Annotated in this window: 14 protein-coding genes, 1 other RNA gene and 1 other annotated feature; of the genes, 3 read left to right on the forward strand and 12 right to left on the reverse strand. The window is 46.7% G+C overall.

Translation table 11 applies throughout. From position 1 onward, the window contains the following. The 4 genes from mnmA to QRD89_RS12260 are packed head-to-tail and all read right to left on the reverse strand — an operon-like array spanning position 1 to position 3,350. Positions 1–1,113, reverse strand: a complete 1,113-nt coding sequence (gene mnmA / locus QRD89_RS12245) for a tRNA 2-thiouridine(34) synthase MnmA (protein WP_286095336.1) — start codon at positions 1,111–1,113, stop codon at positions 1–3. Positions 1,114–1,128: 15 nt separating this feature from the next. Further along, positions 1,129–2,271 (reverse strand): cysteine desulfurase family protein, encoded by a 1,143-nt coding sequence (locus QRD89_RS12250; RefSeq protein ID WP_286095338.1) that lies wholly within the window; start codon positions 2,269–2,271, stop codon positions 1,129–1,131. Positions 2,272–2,293: 22 nt separating this feature from the next. Further along, the gene (gene cymR, locus QRD89_RS12255) at positions 2,294–2,713 is read right to left on the reverse strand and encodes a cysteine metabolism transcriptional regulator CymR (protein WP_008639507.1); all 420 of its coding nucleotides are present in this window, start codon (positions 2,711–2,713) and stop codon (positions 2,294–2,296) included. Then, positions 2,667–3,350, reverse strand: coding sequence for a YczE/YyaS/YitT family protein (locus QRD89_RS12260; protein ID WP_008639503.1), 684 nt, complete (start codon positions 3,348–3,350; stop codon positions 2,667–2,669). Before QRD89_RS12260 ends, cymR begins: the two co-directional genes overlap by 47 nt. 119 nt (positions 3,351–3,469) lie before the next feature. Between QRD89_RS12260 and QRD89_RS12265 the strand changes: the two genes are divergently transcribed. Together QRD89_RS12265 and QRD89_RS12270 are read left to right on the forward strand one after the other, a co-directional pair. Continuing rightward, positions 3,470–4,747 (forward strand): replication-associated recombination protein A, encoded by a 1,278-nt coding sequence (locus tag QRD89_RS12265; protein ID WP_026577178.1) that lies wholly within the window; start codon positions 3,470–3,472, stop codon positions 4,745–4,747. An 82-nt stretch (positions 4,748–4,829) separates the two neighbouring features. After that, on the forward strand, positions 4,830–5,483 hold the full coding sequence (locus tag QRD89_RS12270; protein WP_008639500.1) for an RsfA family transcriptional regulator: 654 nt from the start codon (positions 4,830–4,832) through the stop codon (positions 5,481–5,483). Between the two features lie 89 nt (positions 5,484–5,572). Here QRD89_RS12270 and ssrS read toward each other — a convergent pair. From ssrS to hisS, 3 genes are all read right to left on the reverse strand, one after another. Continuing rightward, positions 5,573–5,765, reverse strand: a non-coding RNA gene (gene ssrS / locus QRD89_RS12275) — 6S RNA. A gap of 73 nt (positions 5,766–5,838) precedes the next feature. After that, positions 5,839–7,611, reverse strand: a complete 1,773-nt coding sequence (gene aspS / locus QRD89_RS12280; RefSeq protein WP_286095340.1) for an aspartate--tRNA ligase — start codon at positions 7,609–7,611, stop codon at positions 5,839–5,841. A 1-nt stretch (position 7,612) separates the two neighbouring features. Continuing rightward, positions 7,613–8,893 (reverse strand): histidine--tRNA ligase, encoded by a 1,281-nt coding sequence (gene hisS / locus QRD89_RS12285; RefSeq protein WP_008639496.1) that lies wholly within the window; start codon positions 8,891–8,893, stop codon positions 7,613–7,615. A 72-nt stretch (positions 8,894–8,965) separates the two neighbouring features. Then, positions 8,966–9,184, reverse strand: a binding site (T-box leader). 160 nt (positions 9,185–9,344) lie between these two features. On the opposite strand from hisS, the gene QRD89_RS12290 reads away from it, so the two are divergent. After that, positions 9,345–10,844: an N-acetylmuramoyl-L-alanine amidase family protein gene (locus tag QRD89_RS12290; protein ID WP_286095341.1), complete on the forward strand. Its 1,500-nt coding sequence runs from the start codon at positions 9,345–9,347 to the stop codon at positions 10,842–10,844. 46 nt (positions 10,845–10,890) lie between these two features. On the opposite strand, the gene dtd is transcribed toward QRD89_RS12290, so the two are convergent. From dtd to QRD89_RS12315, 5 genes are all read right to left on the reverse strand, one after another. Beyond that, positions 10,891–11,337: a D-aminoacyl-tRNA deacylase gene (dtd, locus tag QRD89_RS12295; RefSeq protein ID WP_026577174.1), complete on the reverse strand. Its 447-nt coding sequence runs from the start codon at positions 11,335–11,337 to the stop codon at positions 10,891–10,893. Positions 11,338–11,357: 20 nt separating this feature from the next. Continuing rightward, positions 11,358–13,562 carry a RelA/SpoT family protein gene (locus tag QRD89_RS12300; protein WP_008639490.1) on the reverse strand — a complete coding sequence of 735 codons (2,205 nt, stop codon included), beginning with the start codon at positions 13,560–13,562 and terminating at the stop codon, positions 11,358–11,360. Between the two features lie 138 nt (positions 13,563–13,700). Continuing rightward, entirely contained in the window at positions 13,701–14,213 is a 513-nt protein-coding gene (locus tag QRD89_RS12305) for an adenine phosphoribosyltransferase (RefSeq protein ID WP_008639488.1), read from the reverse strand. After that, positions 14,203–16,530, reverse strand: a complete 2,328-nt coding sequence (gene recJ / locus QRD89_RS12310) for a single-stranded-DNA-specific exonuclease RecJ (RefSeq protein ID WP_286095342.1) — start codon at positions 16,528–16,530, stop codon at positions 14,203–14,205. The genes QRD89_RS12305 and recJ overlap by 11 nt, the downstream gene beginning before the upstream one ends. A 56-nt stretch (positions 16,531–16,586) precedes the next feature. Beyond that, on the reverse strand, positions 16,587–16,913 hold the full coding sequence (locus tag QRD89_RS12315) for a LapA family protein (protein ID WP_286095343.1): 327 nt from the start codon (positions 16,911–16,913) through the stop codon (positions 16,587–16,589). Between the last annotated feature and the right edge of the window lie 269 nt (positions 16,914–17,182).

Genomic DNA, 17,182 nt, shown 5'->3' on the forward strand with positions numbered 1-17,182 from the left:
TTATCCTACATAGGTGATGGCTGCATTTTGCTTTAATACAACATCGATAGTAGCTCCGCCGAGGCAGACATCGCCATCATACAAAACAACTGCTTGTCCTGGTGTAATTGCACGTTCCGGCTCATGGAACATGACCTTCCACGTTCCATCATCCAGCGGATATACCGTGACCGCACTGTCATCTTGACGATAACGGAATTTAGCCGTACACTCAAACGGCTCCTGAGGGACTTCCCCTCTTGTCCAATTTGCTTCAGAAGCAATCAGACCGTCGGAATACAAAGCTTCGTGATGGAAGCCCTGGCCCACATAAAGGACGTTCTTCTCTACATTCTTCCCGACAACGAACCACGGATCCCCCGCACCCCCGATGCCGAGACCTTGACGTTGTCCAAGTGTATAATACATAAGTCCGTCATGCCGGCCTTTCACTTCCCCGTCCAACGTCTCCATATTGCCGGGCTGGGCAGGCAGATACTCACTTAAGAATTCCTTGAAGTTACGTTCACCTATGAAGCAGATTCCTGTGGAATCCTTCTTCTTAGCCGTTGCAAGGCCGTGTTCTTCTGCGATACTGCGGACTTCTTTCTTTTCCATATGTCCGAGTGGGAACAGGACTTTCTCAAGGACATCCTGAGAAAGTTGGTTAAGAAAATACGTCTGGTCTTTATTGTTATCGACACCTCGCAGCATTTCGTATGTGCCTTCGTTTTCACGCACCTGCGCGTAATGACCTGTAGCGAGATAGTCTGCACCAAGGGACATGGCATGGTCCATGAATGCTTTGAATTTAATTTCTTTGTTACACATCACATCCGGGTTCGGTGTTCTTCCTTTCTTATATTCCTCAAGGAAGTAGGTGAACACTTTATCCCAATATTGTTTCTCGAAGTTGACGGCATAGTACGGGATATCCAGCTGGTTGCAGACACGGATGACATCTTCATAGTCTTCCGTTGCTGTACATACCCCGTTCTCGTCTGTATCGTCCCAATTCTTCATAAAGATTCCTACGACATCGTAACCCTGCTCCTTTAAAAGGAGAGCGGCAACGGAGGAATCGACACCCCCGCTCATTCCTACGACGACGCGTGTATCTTTCGGTTCTTTCATTACTCTCACCTTCCTTTAGACAGTCAAACGTTTAATGATTCGACTGACTCGTCTTGCTGCTTCTACTATATTTTCTTCATCGTTCGCCAAGCCGAAACTAAAACGAATCGAATTTGTGGTTCTTGGGTCATTTTTTCCGAACATTTCCGTCAGTACATAAGAAGGCTCTACGGACCCGGCAGTGCAGGCACTTCCGCTGGATGCGGCGATGCCGTCCAGATCAAAGTTTGTCAGAAGTGCTTCTACGTTCATCCCCGGAAAACTGATGTTTACGATCGATTCCACTGTCCATTCTTCCGGACTGTTCACATGGAAATCAACCGCTCCTTCTTTCAGTGTCTCTAGAAACAGCCGTTTAAATCCTGCATATTTTTCTTTCGTAGAGCTTCTCTCCGCCTGCATGATCTCCACGGCTTTCTCCAAGCCTTTGACGGCAGGGATGTTCTCTGTACCGGCACGACGCTTCCGTTCCTGTTCTCCTCCATGTTGAAGAGACTCAAGCGGCGTTCCTTCCCTGGCATATAAAAATCCGATACCCTTCGGACCATTAATTTTATGACCGGAGACAGCGAGCAGGTCTACCGGAAGCTCGGACACATCAATATCGATCAATCCATACGCCTGGACGATATCCGAATGGAACAAAGCCTGATGATCAGCTAAAAGTGCTGCTGCCTTCTCAATAGGCTGGACAGCTCCCGTCTCGTTATTGACCATCATAATCGAGACAAGAATGGTTTCTTCTCTCAATGCTTCTTCCAAATCCTTCATCCTGATGATTCCTTGTTCATCGACAGGAAGGTAAGTCACTTCAAACCCCTGCTTTTCCAAGTGTTCGACTGCATGTAATGTAGCATGATGTTCGACCGAGGTGGTAATGATATGCTTACCCTTCCCGGAATTTGCTAAAGCAGATCCGATGACTGCAAGGTTATCCGCTTCCGTACCTCCACTTGTAAAGATAATCTCTTTCTCATCTGCCTGGATGCTCTTTGCAATAGTTCGTCTCGCCTCATCGAGAATCCGGCGTGCTTTCCGCCCGAATTGATGGACGCTGGACGGGTTCCCGAACACCTCTTCAAATACGGGAACCATCGTCTTGACAACATCCGGATGAACCGGTGACGTCGCAGCATGATCTAAATAGATAGGTTTCATTTCGTTCACTCCATCAAAGGTATTAAATATAGAACATATAGGCGTCCTGCGTCTGATCTTCCACGTGATCTTTCAAATCCTCAAGCGTTGTCGTATCGAGCACGTCTTTCACCGCATCCCTTACACGCTTCCATAACGCCTGTTTGGCCGGCTCTTCATTTTCAATGCCTTCGACGGGCGTAATCGGCCCTTCCAACACACGAATAACGTCTCCGGCAGTTATTTCATGTGGAGCCCTTGTCAACATGTAACCGCCATATGCCCCGCGGACACTTTTGACGAGACTTGCATTCCGCAGTGGCGCAATAAGTTGCTCCAAATAGTGCTCGGACAAATCATTATCCCTGGCAATCTGCTTTAGGGATATGGGCCCGTCCCCATACTTGCGTGCAAGTTCAATCATAATGGTCAGCCCGTAGCGGCCTTTGGTAGATATCTTCATAGGAATCACCTTTCATTATAAGAAACTGTAACCACTTCTTCGCTTGAGGAAGGGTATAACCGACAAATGTACCTAATAATAACGCGATGAATACGGTACCCAATCCTACAGGTCCGCCGAGGGCGAAACCGAGGACAGCGACTGTAATCTCAATTCCATTCCTTACGGTTGAAACTTTCCAGCCGGTGGCATTTGTAAGGAGCAGCATAAGGCTGTCCCTCGGTCCTGCACCTATCTCGGAAGATACATATACACCGACCCCGAGGGCCGTGATGAACGTACCACCGGCAAAAACGATAAGCTGGAAAAGTAAAGACTCGGGCTCAGGCAGAACCCAGTTGAAAAAATCAATAAATACGCCGATCAACACCATGTTCAACACGGTACCGATCTGCGGCAATTTCTTTTGGGCGACAGCGCTCAATAAAACAATGATAAGTCCGGCAATGATTGACCATGTCCCCACAGTTAATCCGAACTGTAAAAACAGACCATAGTGAAATACGTCCCATGGTCCGATTCCAAAGTCCTTGACTTGCATCGTCATAGAGATACCGAGGCCCAGGATGACTAATCCGATTGCGAAGAAACTCCAGCGGAGAACCGCTTCGTACTTCGTCTTTTTCTTGTTGCTCACACGTCATCCTCCTCTCTCTATTATACCAAACGCTATTATAGCATGGATGGCAACCCTCTTGCATTTTATACGGAATCATTCTACGCTTACCATTACAATGAGAATAAGGAGACTGAACAATGAGTCAACAACCACTCGCATTCCGCATGCGTCCATCTAATATCAATGAAATTATCGGTCAGCAGCATCTGGTAGCCGAAGGTAAAACGATCCACCGCATGGTAACGGCAGGAAGACTCGCTTCGATGATCCTCTTCGGTCCGCCTGGTACAGGGAAGACGTCCATGGCAACAGCATTGGCCAAGAGCTTACGCATTCCGCATAAATTATTGAATGCTGTGACAGATAAGAAGAAAGACATGGAGATTGCTGTTGAGGAAGCCAAAATGCACGGACAGCTCGTGCTGATCCTCGATGAAGTACACCGTCTGGATAAAGCGAAGCAGGATTTTCTCCTTCCTCACCTGGAGAGTAACCGTTTAACACTGATCGGCTGCACAACGAGCAACCCATACCATTCGATCAACCCGGCAATCAGGAGCAGATGCCACCTTTTCGAACTTCATTCCTTAACAGAGGAAGATGTGAAAACCGCTCTGGAAAGGTCCATCAACGACGAAAACCAAGGACTCGGTCATATGAACATCTCTGTCACCGATCAAGCCCTTGATCACTTTGCTGCTGCGTCGAACGGGGATCTGAGGTCCGCTTTAAACGGTTTGGAGCTTGCCGCCTTTTCTACACCGGAAGACGAAGCAGAAACCGTACAGATCACGCTGGAAGTGGCGGAAGAATGCATGCAGAAAAAGAGCTTCTCTCACGATAAAGACGGGGACGCCCATTATGATGTCCTGTCCGCCTTTCAGAAATCGATACGCGGGAGTGATGTAGATGCATCCCTTCATTATTTAGGCCGTCTCATTGAAGCCGGTGATCTAGACAGTATAGCCAGACGTCTCGTGGTCATCGCCTATGAAGATATCGGTCTCGCAAACCCCCAGGCAGGGCCGCGCGCACTCGCTGCCGTAGAAGCCGCTGAACGAATCGGATTTCCCGAAGCAAGAATACCGCTGGCGGTAGCTGTAACAGAGCTTGCTCTTTCCCCGAAATCCAACAGTGCTTATAAAGCGCTGGATGCAGCTTTGGCAGATATCCGGGCCGGCAAGAGCGGGGACGTACCTGCCCACCTGAAAGACTCCCACTATAAAGGGGCACAAACGCTCGGGCGGGGAATCGACTACAAATACCCGCACAACTATGAAAACAGCTGGGTCAATCAGCAGTATCTACCAGACAAATTGAAAAACCGTACCTATTACGAAGCGAAACGGACAGGGAAATTCGAACAGGCACTGGAGCAAGTCAATAATAAAATAAAGAAACAAAAATCCACGTGAGTATAAACGGCTGCCTTGTTGGCTACACTACTATTAAATCTGACAAACTATCAGCTTACCGATAAAGTTAGGAGTGGTGTAGATGCCTAAAGTAAGGCAGGATGCCTGGTCTCATGAAGATGATTTATTATTAGCAGAAACGGTGCTTCGTCATATCCGTGAAGGAAGCACTCAGTTACGTGCCTTTGATGAAGTCGGCGACCTTTTAAACCGTACGTCTGCCGCCTGTGGTTTCCGTTGGAATGCAGAAGTACGCCAAAAGTATGAACAAGCAGTAGAACTAGCGAAGAAACAGCGGAAAGAAAAGAAACGGAATGAAGCGAAGCAGCAAGTGGAATACCCGCAGCCTTCCCGTTCTGTTCCGGAAGAGAAAGAAGTGGCCGAACACCATGCCTACACCTATACAGAACCGCTGGAACAAGCGATTCCCGGCCCACGTAAAGACGACCTTAACCTAACAGATGTTATCCGTTTCCTGGATACTCTTCAAAAAGAAACGTCCGCTTCCGGACCAGTTCAACAACAGTTGAATCAATTGGAGGCACAGAACGAAGAATTGATGGAACGGAACAATCAACTGTCACGTCAACTAGAATCGATGTCAGAGGATTACCAGGCATTGATACAGATCATGGACCGCGCAAGAAAAATGGTTCTATTCGACGAGCAGGATGCTACTTTCAAACCGCAGTTCCGAATGGAGAAGAATGGAAATCTGGAGAATGTAGCCCGCTAGGATAATAAAAAAGGCTCCGAGCATTTAAATGCCCGAAGCCTTTTTATTATGTAAAAATTCTCTCGTAAATCCTATAACACAATAAAAAAATCAATCCCAATCGTGCCGTCGCATCATGAGTTTTGAACCTGCTCCTGGCAGGTGGGTGCCCTGCTCCACATTTCTTGCGTCCTCCCATCAGTGATGGTTATGAGGCTTGCATTCCATGTGGAAACGCCAGGCTCCCGATTCAAAAATGTTAGGTCAAAACGTACATTAGAGCAACGTACACATCAGGATTGATCTCTTTAATTGTAATGTTATCTTAGCATATATCCATTAGCTAAGCAAGAAGGAAGAAACAGTTTTACTCAGCTCATTTATCCGAGCCGGATTCTTTCAGCTGCAGATGAAGTTCTTCCAATTGCTGGGTGCTTACTACCCCTGGTGCATCTGTCAATGGATCTTGAGCAGATGCCGTTTTAGGGAATAGAATCGTGTCACGGAGATTGGTGCGTCCGGCAAGAAGCATGATGAGTCTGTCCAATCCAAAAGCGATTCCCCCGTGTGGAGGAGTCCCGTACTCTAAGGCTTCCATAAGGAATCCGAACTGTTCATCCGCTTCTTCTTTCGTGAACCCTAGTACTTCAAACATTTTTTCCTGCATTTCCTTCTGATAAATACGAAGGGAGCCGCCGCCTAGTTCGTATCCGTTCAGTACGATATCATATGCTTCCGCTTTGACGTCCTGCGGATGCCCCTGCAATCGATCCACGTCTCCGTTTTCAGGCATCGTGAACGGGTGATGGGCTGCATAGTAACGACCATCCTCTTCATCGTACTCGAACAGCGGCCAATCTGTTACCCAAAGGAAGTGGAACTTGCTTTCATCAATTAAGTTCAAGGAACGTCCCAATTTCAAGCGGAGCGCACCGAGGCTGTCTTGAACAACCGATGTTTTGTCCGCTACGAACAAAAGAAGATCTCCTTCTTCTGCTTCCAGCGCTGCGCTTAGGGCATCTGCTTCCTCATCACCAAAGAATTTGGCAATCGGCCCGTTGAACGCACCTTCTTTCACTTTTAACCAAGCAAGCCCTTTAGCGCCGTATACTTTGACGTCCTCTGTCAACTTATCAATGTCCTTGCGGGAGAAATCGTCCGCCTTTCCTTTCACATTGATTGCGCTGACTTGTCCTCCGGAAGCTACAGCACTACTGAATACTTTGAAACCGGAATCTTTCACAAGTTCAGAGATATTGACCAGCTCCAGGCCGAAACGTGTATCCGGCTTGTCGGAACCAAAGCGCTCCATTGCTTCATCAAACGGCATGCGCAGGAAAGGCGTCTCTATATCCAATCCCTTTACTTCTTTCATGACGTGCTTCATCATGCGCTCTGTCATACTCATGATTTCATCTTTGGACATGAACGAAGTTTCGATATCGACTTGGGTGAATTCGGGCTGGCGGTCCGCTCTTAAGTCTTCATCACGGAAACAGCGGGCAATCTGATAATACTTTTCAAAACCAGCCATCATCAGCATCTGTTTAAACAGCTGTGGAGATTGAGGCAGCGCATAAAACTGCCCTTCATGAACACGACTTGGAACGAGATAATCACGTGCTCCTTCCGGTGTACTCTTCGTCAACATCGGCGTTTCCATATCCAGGAACTCTTCCCCGTCCAGGAAGTTCCGGATAGCATTCGTTGTCTGAGAACGAAGACGGAAAGTATCCTGCATTTCCTTACGACGAAGATCTAAGTAGCGGTATTTCAAGCGAAGATCTTCCGATACATCCGTTTCATCTTCAATCATGAACGGTGGGGTTTTCGCTTTATTTAAAATGTTGACCTCTTGAACCGCCACTTCCACTTCTCCGGTTCCAAGATTTTTATTGACGGTTGCTGACTCACGGGCGACGACCTGTCCTTTCACTTCCAGGACGAATTCACTGCGTACTTCTTCTGCCGTCTTCAGCGCCCTCTCTGAAGTTGCCGGATTGAAGACGACTTGAACGATACCGGACCTGTCGCGGAGATCGATGAAAATCAATCCACCTAAATCTCTTCGTTTCTGTACCCATCCTTTTAACGTAACTTCCTGACCTATATGATCTTTCCTTAATTTACCGCCATTCGTTCTTTCCATGTCATTTCCCTCCAGCCAGTTTGGATTGCATATAACGGACGACTTCCTCAAGCGCTATTTCTTTCTGCTCGCCGGTCTCCATGTCTTTCACATTGATGACTTGCTTTTCCAGCTCCTGATCACCGATGACTAATACATAACGGCTCCCAAGACGATCGGCAGCTTTAAACTGCCCTTTCATTTTCTTCCCTAGATAATCTTTGTCCGCCTGTATACCGTTCAAGCGCAGCTCATTCGTAATTCGAACGGATTCCTTTTCGGCCTCTTCTCCCATAGCGACAACGAAGCAATCCATCCCCTGCTCCACCGGAAGTTCCACCCCTTCTGCATCCAACGCCATAAGAAGGCGCTCGATACTCATAGCAAAACCGATTCCGGAAGTTTCAGGACCTCCTACTTCCTGAACAAGTCCCGTGTAACGGCCTCCTCCACTGAGGGTGGTGATCGCACCGAAACCGTCAGCCTCACTCATGATTTCAAAGGCTGTATGATTATAATAATCAAGACCACGAACAAGATTCGGATCGATCACATATTCAATCCCCATAGTATCCAGGTGTCCTTTAACACGTTGGAAATAATCTTTCGAATAATCGTTTAAATAATCCAGGATGGATGGTGCCGTGGCCATTGCCGGATGATCTCTGTCCTTTTTGCAGTCCAATACGCGGAGAGGATTCTGATCTAACCGAAGTTGGCAATCCGAACATAGTTCTTCTTTGTGAGGTTCGAAGTGCTCCACCAGTGCTTGTCTGTGAGCTTCTCTGCTTTCTTTATCTCCGAGACTGTTCAAGACGAGTTTCAACGACTTCAAGCCAAGCGTCTTATAGGAGTTCAAAGCAAGGGAAAGGACTTCTGCATCTATGGCCGGGTCGTCAGAGCCGAGTGCTTCAATGCCGAACTGAACGAATTGACGCTGTCTCCCCTGCTGCGGACGCTCATAACGGAACATCGGTCCCATATAGAAGTATTTCGTCGGCTGGTTCGGAAGACCGTACACTTTGTTCTGGACGAAGGAACGCACGACGGAGGCTGTCCCTTCCGGTCTCAGTGTGATACTCCTGTCGCCTCTGTCCTGGAAGGTGTACATTTCTTTCTGTACGATATCCGTGCTGTCCCCGACACCTCTTTGAAACAACTCCGTGTGTTCGAAAATAGGTGTCCGGATTTCTTTATAATTAAAGCGTCTGCATAGTTCTGTCAGCTGTTGTTCAACAAACTGCCATTTTTCTACGACACCAGGCAAAATATCCTGGGTGCCTCGTGGGGCATTGATAGCCATAAAAATTCCTCCTTCATACGTTACAAACCATTTTTAACCATTAAAAAACCCGTCCCTTTTTCCGATATAGGAAAAAGGGACGGGTTACTACCCGCGTTGCCACCCTGATTGAAGCATGAAGCTTCCACTCAAAACAGTTAACGCCTGTGTACGTCTGTACCTACTTGGTCTTTCGATACAGCACCTAGGAAACGTCTTTCATCCGATCATAACGGGGGGTGTTCTTTCAGCCTAGGGAACACCTTCTCTGTCCGCATGGGAAAGGGTTACTCTTTTCCTCAATGGTTTTACGATTCGCTTTTGAATTGATTACTATCATATAGTTTCCTTCATTCCAATGTCAAGTTATCTGTGGCAAATAATTTGTTTAAATCTATCGAAAGACGGAAGGATAATCCAATTCACTGTCGAATAATGTGTGATGTATACTTTTAACAGGAGGTGTAAGTATTTGAAGAAATGGCTATTTGTCATGGTTGTTATCCTGACAGCGGCCCTATTTCAGGGAAATGAAACTGTCTTTGCAGATCAGGCCGTCATTCAAACGGATAATATGAATGTACGATCCGGACCTGGAACCAACCATGATTCCATAGGAAAAGTCCATACCAATGAATCCTACACCATCGTCGATAAAAAAGGCGATTGGTTGAAGATCAAATGGAATGGCAAAACAGGATGGGTCGCAGCATGGCTCACAAAAGTGAAAACGGATAGTGCTTCTCCCGGAGGTACCGTCTACACCACCAAGTATGACTACTTGAGGATACGTTCCGATGCAGGTTTAAACGGAACGATCAAAGGTCACTTGATGAAGGGGGATCAGGTACAGGCACAGGATAAGACCGGAAAATGGGTCCTTATCACTCACAGTGGAATCAAAGGATGGGTCCACAGCGATTACCTGACGACCAAATCCGTTAAGAAAGAGTCCTCAAGCACGACTGGTTCAAACAGCTCCGACCAAACTGTCAAAGGAAAAGTGAAGGTCGGCACGGACGTTTTGAACGTAAGGAGTCAGGGCTCCCTGCAAGGAAAAGTGTTAACCCAGATTCAAAGAGGTCAGACATATGAATACATAGGCGAACAAAATCGTTGGATTCATATTAAATGGGGAAACGGAAAGACAGGATGGGTAGCAGGGTGGCTGGTTAACAAAGTAGAGGACAACTCCAGTACGAAAGCCGATACCTCTATTACATTGTCTTATAACGGGACAAATATCCGCAGCGGTCCTTCAACAAATGACAAGATTCTTGGAAGGGCTCATAAAGGGGATCAATTCCAGGTTCTTTCCAAAGAAGGACAGTGGTACAAGATCAGCTACAGCGGAAAAACCGCCTACGTAGCCGGTTGGATTGTCGAAGAAAGCGGTAAAGGAAGCCAAACAGCAACACCAGTCTCCTCCGGCAGCCTGAACGGCAAAACTATCATGATCGATGCTGGTCACGGCGGAAGAGACCCCGGCGCAATTGGGAGAAACAACAGCTTGGAGAAAAACCTTACATTAAGCACAGCTCAAAAATTGAAGAACCAGTTGGAGAGTAAAGGGGCAAAAGTATTAATGACACGGACGAAGGATGAATATATTTCCTTATCCATCCGTTCCTATTATGCAAAACGTTCCGACGCTGATGCATTTGTAAGCCTGCATTTAAACAGTGCGCCATCCGGAGTAACGGCGAGGGGAATCAACACGTTCTACTATCATTCAAAAGATAAGGGACTGGCTACCTCCGTACAAAACTCTGTCGTAGATTTTACCGGTTTAAACAACAGGGGAATTTTGAACGGGAACTTCCACGTACTTAGAGAGAATAATAAACCTGCCGTTCTGGTAGAATTGGGATTCATCTCTGATGCCCGCGAAGAACAGACCGTTCGCACCAATCAATACCAGGAGAAAGCAAGTCAAGGAATCACTCAAGGCCTTATCAATTATTTTAAATAAGCAAGGTCAAAAAAGCGCCGGAGCATCTAGCTCCGGCGCTTTTTCCTCATCTTTCTTTACTGTCGATAATCAAGGTTACCGGCCCGTCATTCGTAAGCTGGACATTCATCATTGCTCCGAATTCGCCTGTCTCAACCGGAATGCCCTCCTGTGTGACCATCTCATTAAAGGTTTTATATAACGGTTCTGCCAACTCCGGTTTTGCAGCACCCATAAAATTAGGTCTCCGTCCTTTGCGGCAGTCACCATATAAAGTAAATTGGGAAATCGACAACATTTTCCCCTCTACATCCATTAATGAATGATTCATCTTCCCATTCTCATCTTCGAAAATCCGGAGATAAGGAATTTTCTTCGCCAAATACCTGGCATCTTCCTCTGTATCCTCCTGAGTAACGCCCAAGAGGACGACAATTCCCTGTCCTACTTGTCCGATCGTCTCTCCAGCCACTTCCACAGAAGCTCCGGAGGTACGTTGTATAACTGCCCGCACTCCATTCACCTCATCTTCTTTTACTGCATAACACGACGCACTGTATATACTTCCTGTATCTGCTTAATCCGTTCAACAATTTTTCTTAAGTGATTCGTATTTTGTATCAAGATGGTGATATGGATCGTAGCCATCTTGTTGCGGTCCGATTTCCCGGAAACGGCTGTTATGTTCGTTTTCGTTTCGTTGACAGCCTGAAGCACTTCATTTAGAAGCCCTCTGCGATCATAGCCCCAGATTTCAAGGTCAACGTGATACTGTTTCGAATCGGTAACCGACATTTCCCATTTGACAGGAAGCAGCCTAGGCTGTGCTTCTTCCGTCTGCACATTCGGACAATCCGTCCGGTGCACAGATACACCACGGCCTTTCGTTATATATCCGATAATTTCATCACCGGGTACCGGGTTACAGCACTTGGATAATCGAACAAGGAGGTTGTCCACACCTTCCACACGTACGCCTGAATCACGCTTCCCGACTTTCGGTGGTGTTTTAATCTCCGTGGTACTAACGTCCGCAAGGGTCTGTTCCAGGTCCTGTTCCTTCTGCTGACGTTTTCTGATTTTCTCCGTCAGGCGTGTCGCTATTTGAGCTGCTGTGATTCCCTGATAACCGACAGCGGCGAACATGTCTTCCTCGTTTGCAAAGTTAAACTTCTCAGAGACACGCATCAGGTTCTCCTGTGTGTAGACGTCTTTTGGCTGGATACCGAAATTACGGATTTCTTTATCGACAAGCTCTTTCCCTTTAGCTATATTTTCATCCTTCTGCTGTTTCTTGAAGAATTGTTTAATCTTATTTTTAGCTTGGGAGGTCTGTGCTAGCTTAATCCAGTCTTTAGACGGGCCGTAGGCATGCTTGGATGTCATGACATCGACAATATCTCCTGTTTTCAATTCATAGTCAAGCGGCTCCATTTTACCGTTAACCTTCGCCCCTATTGTCTGATTGCCGACTTCCGTGTGGATGCGATAGGCAAAATCAACAGGTACAGAACCCGACGGGAGTTCAATAACATCTCCCTTCGGTGTGAACACATAAACCATATCCGAAAATAGATCGACTTTCAGAGATTCCATAAATTCTTCTGCATCATGCGTTTCATTCTGCCATTCCAGAATCTCACGGAACCAAGTCAACTTCTCTTCAAATGACTGTTCTGCCGCACTTTGTTTGCCTTCTTTGTATGCCCAGTGAGCCGCAATTCCGTATTCGGCTATCTCATGCATGTCATGTGTGCGGATCTGCACTTCCAAAGGATCACCTTTTGGACCAATTACCGTCGTATGCAGAGACTGGTACAAATTCGGTTTAGGCATAGCGATATAATCTTTGAACCTTCCCGGCATCGGTTTCCAACACGTATGGATGATACCTAAGACGGCATAGCAATCCTTAATGCTTTCTACGGTAATTCTAACGGCTAACAAGTCATAGATTTCGTTGAACTGCTTATTCTGCAGAACCATTTTCCTATAGATGCTGTACAAATGCTTCGGTCTTCCGTTTAAATCCGCTTGGATGTTCACATCATCCAACTGCGTCTGGATTTCGTTAATTACTTCCTCAATATAATGTTCGCGTTCATTACGCTTTTGCTTCATCAAGTGAACGATTCGATAATACTGCTGCGGGTTCAAATAACGGAGGGCCGTGTCTTCCAGCTCCCACTTAATTGTAGAAATTCCTAAGCGATGCGCAAGCGGTGCAAAAATCTCCAATGTCTCATTCGAGATCCTGCGCTGCTTCTCCGCAGGGAGATGCTTCAATGTCCGCATATTATGAAGGCGGTCGGCTAGTTTGATCAGAATAACACGGATGTCCTTCGCCATCGCGACGAACATCTTCCTGTGATTCTCTGCCTGCTGCGCTTCCTTGGACTTATATTTGATTTTACCAAGCTTTGTGACTCCGTCCACCAGCATAGCCACTTCAGTGTTAAATGCATCGCCGATTTCTTCCAAGGTAATATCCGTATCCTCCACCACGTCGTGAAGAAACCCACCAGCAACAGTTTCCGGATCCATTTCCAGATTAACTAATATCCCTGCTACCTGAATCGGGTGGATAATATAAGGTTCTCCGGATTTCCTGAATTGATTGCTGTGGGCTTTCTCGGCGAATTCGTACGCACGACGAATAAATGCCAGATCTGACTCATTCAAATACTGACTTGCTTGCTCTATGACTTCTTCTGCAGTTAGAACTGTATCTTTGGCCATTCCATCACCCTAGTTTCTTTAAAACTTTCTTTATTTTCTATTTGGTATCATTATCAAAAAAAGCGCGGCTTTTGTAAAGGAAAAGCTTACTTAATTGTAAAACAAAGAGCGCCCCAACAAGGGCACTCTTTCTTTTTATTAGTATTGCATTAGCGTACAGACATCATGGCCTTTCAGCTTGCTGCGGCCGTTCAGGTAAGTAAGTTCAATTAAGAACGCACATCCCGCAACTTCTCCACCGAGCTGCTCAACAAGGTTAATCGTTGCTTCGATTGTTCCTCCTGTAGCAAGAAGGTCATCGATAATCAAGACACGCTGACCCGGTTTGATCGCATCTTTATGAATAGTCAATACGTCCTTACCATACTCGAGGCCGTAATCGACTTTGATTGTTTCACGAGGCAGTTTTCCTTCTTTACGTACCGGTGCAAAACCGATTTCGAGTGCATAAGACACAGGACAGCCTACGATAAACCCGCGTGCTTCCGGTCCTACGACGATGTCGATGTCCTTGTCTTTGGCATATTCCACGATTTCGTCAACCGCTTGTTTGAATGCAGGACCATTATCCATAAGTGGGGTGATGTCCTTAAACTGCACTCCCTCTTTCGGCCAGTCCTGTACGATTGCGATATGTTCTTTAAAATCCATTAAATACTTCCTCCTTGACGTGCTTAGACCCTTGGTTCATATATTGGTCAAACCAATCTTTCAACTCATGATAAGTGGAATAGTAGAGCGTTTGTTCCATCTGAAGTTGTTCTTCGCGTCTGCGATAGAGCTGTGACTCTTTCAAGTCCTTCTGTGAAGGTTGTGATTCAACCGTAATAATCCCATTCTCTATTCTAACAAAGTCCAGTTCAAAAAACACCTCTGAAATAAATTCCACCATGGAACGGTCCCAGCCTTTACGGTTGGCAAGCAATTCCGTTTCTTTACGAAGATCAAAACGCCCGCGTTTTAAAAGCATACCATAAAACCATTTGAAATGATCCCTCGTCGGCCATCTCTTAAGAAAAGCGCCATCTTCAAGCTGATAACAGACATACACTTTACGCGCATCCACTATTTCTAAAACCTTTTTCAACTGATCGATTTCAGAAGGAAGATCGAGGAGCAGGAGCCCGTCCAGATGAAGCTCTTCGGTAAGATCGTTTGAACCGTATACAGGTATGTCAAACGGGGCCTTCGTCTTCTTTAGAAAACGGATAGCCGCATATGTTTCCCCTTCCGGTATATCGATGCTCTTTTCCAAATGTTTCGAGCCGCGCAGGTCAAAAAGCTGCTGCTCCTTTACAGCCAGATCCTTGACCATGACCTGCACATTTTTCCGACCGTTCCATTCATTTATCCCGAGCTCACCAACGATGTCCAACGGGGTATGTGGAGCAATCTGCGAATACAAATCCCCCATATGAAAAGCGATCCCGTCCACCTTGGCTTTATTTTGTAGAAACTGGAACTTCAGATGATTTTTCTTGCTTCCAATCAAACGTATTTCCTTCGGCGTATGCTTCAGGTGAAACAGCGGCTTCGGGTTGCCCATACCAAAAGGACGCAGCCTGTTCACTTCTTCAATCTGCTTTAATGAGATTTCTTCGATTTCCACCGTAGATTCAATATCAAGTACCTGGTGGTAGTCTTCTTCGGTCAGCTTTTCTTCTGCCTTTTGGATCAGGTCTTCCCGCAGGTTATTCACTTCTCCTGTTTCAAGAGTCATACCCGCTGCCTGCGCATGTCCACCGAAGTGAATAAATCGATCCCTGACTTCCATGCAGTTCGTAAATAAATCAAAAGCAGCGATGCTTCTTGCCGAACCTTTCGCTTGCTGCTTTTCCGGATCAATGGCAAGAACGATGGCAGGACGGTCAAATTGACGCACGAGTTTCGATGCTACAATTCCCAGGACTCCGGGGTTCCAGCCTTCCTTGGCGACGACAATAACCTTGTCTGCTTCACCTTTTTCATTCTTGACCATCGCTTCCGCTTCTTTCGCGATGGAGGCGACGATTTTCTGCCGTTCTATATTCAACTGGTTGATAAAAGCGGCGATCTCCTGCGCCTCATCCAGACTGTCTGATATCAATAAGTCCACGGCCGGTGTCGCATCTTGAAGTCGACCGACCGCATTCAAACGCGGCCCAATCGTAAAACCAATGGTTTCTTCCTCCATATCCCCCTCGATTCCACAAACCTGTCTAAGTGCCTGAATACCTGGACGAGTAGAACGGGAAATCGCTTCTAGACCGGCGGAGGCCAGAACACGATTTTCCCCTTTCAGAGGGACGAGATCGGCGATCGTACCTATGACCACCAAATCAAGGAATTCCGTCGGAAAATGCCCCAGGAGCGCTTCGGCAAATTTAAATGCGACGCCGACACCTGCCAGCTCCTGAAACGGATAGTCCGCCGAAGTTTTCGGGTGAATGATGCTGTAGGCGTCGGGCAGGCGTTCCTGCACTTCGTGGTGATCGGTAATGATCAAGTCAATGCCGAGCTCTTTTGCAAAGGCGGCCTCTTCGATAGCGGCAATGCCGGTGTCAACCGTAATGATTACCTTGAAGCCGGAATCACTCGCAAACTGGAAGGCTTCTTTATTCGGACCATATCCTTCCGTAAAACGGTTGGGAATGTAGAAATCACAGTCAGCACCCGTTTTGCGGATTGCTTCTACCATAAGAGTTGTCGACGTGACACCGTCTGCATCATAATCTCCGAAAACAAGAATCGGCTCCCCTTTTTCAACCGCTTCTTTTACACGGTTGATCGCCTTCTCCATCCCATCCATCAGGAAAGGGTCGTGAAGTTGTGTGACAGATGGGTTCAAAAATGTCCGCACATCTTCCGGTGAGACGATTCCGCGCTTCTCCAGCAGCTGTTGTGTAAGGGGGGTAATCCCCTGTACATCCTCACCGGTTGCCGCGGCTTCTCTATATGTAAAATTCCATTTCATCTTACTTTGTATCATAAGTTCACCCCTGACCCGTCTATTATACTAGAGCGGACCAGGGGTAGCAAACCGGATTATGTGAGTTTGGAGTTTTCCTCCTGCTCATCATTTACAGCAGGATCATGGACAGGTTCATCTGTATTAGTATGGACATCAGCAGGCGCATCCAGTTGAGCGCGCAGCGACTTGTTTTCCCGTTTGAGCCTGTAATAGCGAATGGCTCCTACAGAAGCTGTTGCCAGTCCACCCAGCAGTACAGATATCAGAATAACGAGAATCAATGGTGCTTCTCCGGTGCCGAATAAATAATTGACCTGCACGGCATCCACGTTGATCACGGCGAAGATCGCAATGAGTAAAGCGAATATAAGTGCAAGGATAATGTAAGTTTGCCCTTTCACATTCCCACTCCTTTCTTTTTGTCTTTATTGATATACCCCGAACACTATAATAATAATCAAAAATGCCCGTTATCACCAGAAAGCTGCAGCTATCCTTCCATGATCAGCGCTCCACACCAAGGGGTCCAACCCTCACCTGTAGGGACAGGGATTTTCCTCGGGCTTTCTGTAAAACTTACATATGGAAGCAGAATCTGCAAAGGATGAGCCGCACCGCGGAAAGCGTCCTGTTTCCCGAAGTCCTCCTCCTCCCCCTATATATCACAACA

It is taken from the genome of Halobacillus sp. ACCC02827 (assembly GCF_030291935.1).
In the GTDB taxonomy this organism is placed as follows: domain Bacteria; phylum Bacillota; class Bacilli; order Bacillales; family Halobacillaceae; genus Halobacillus.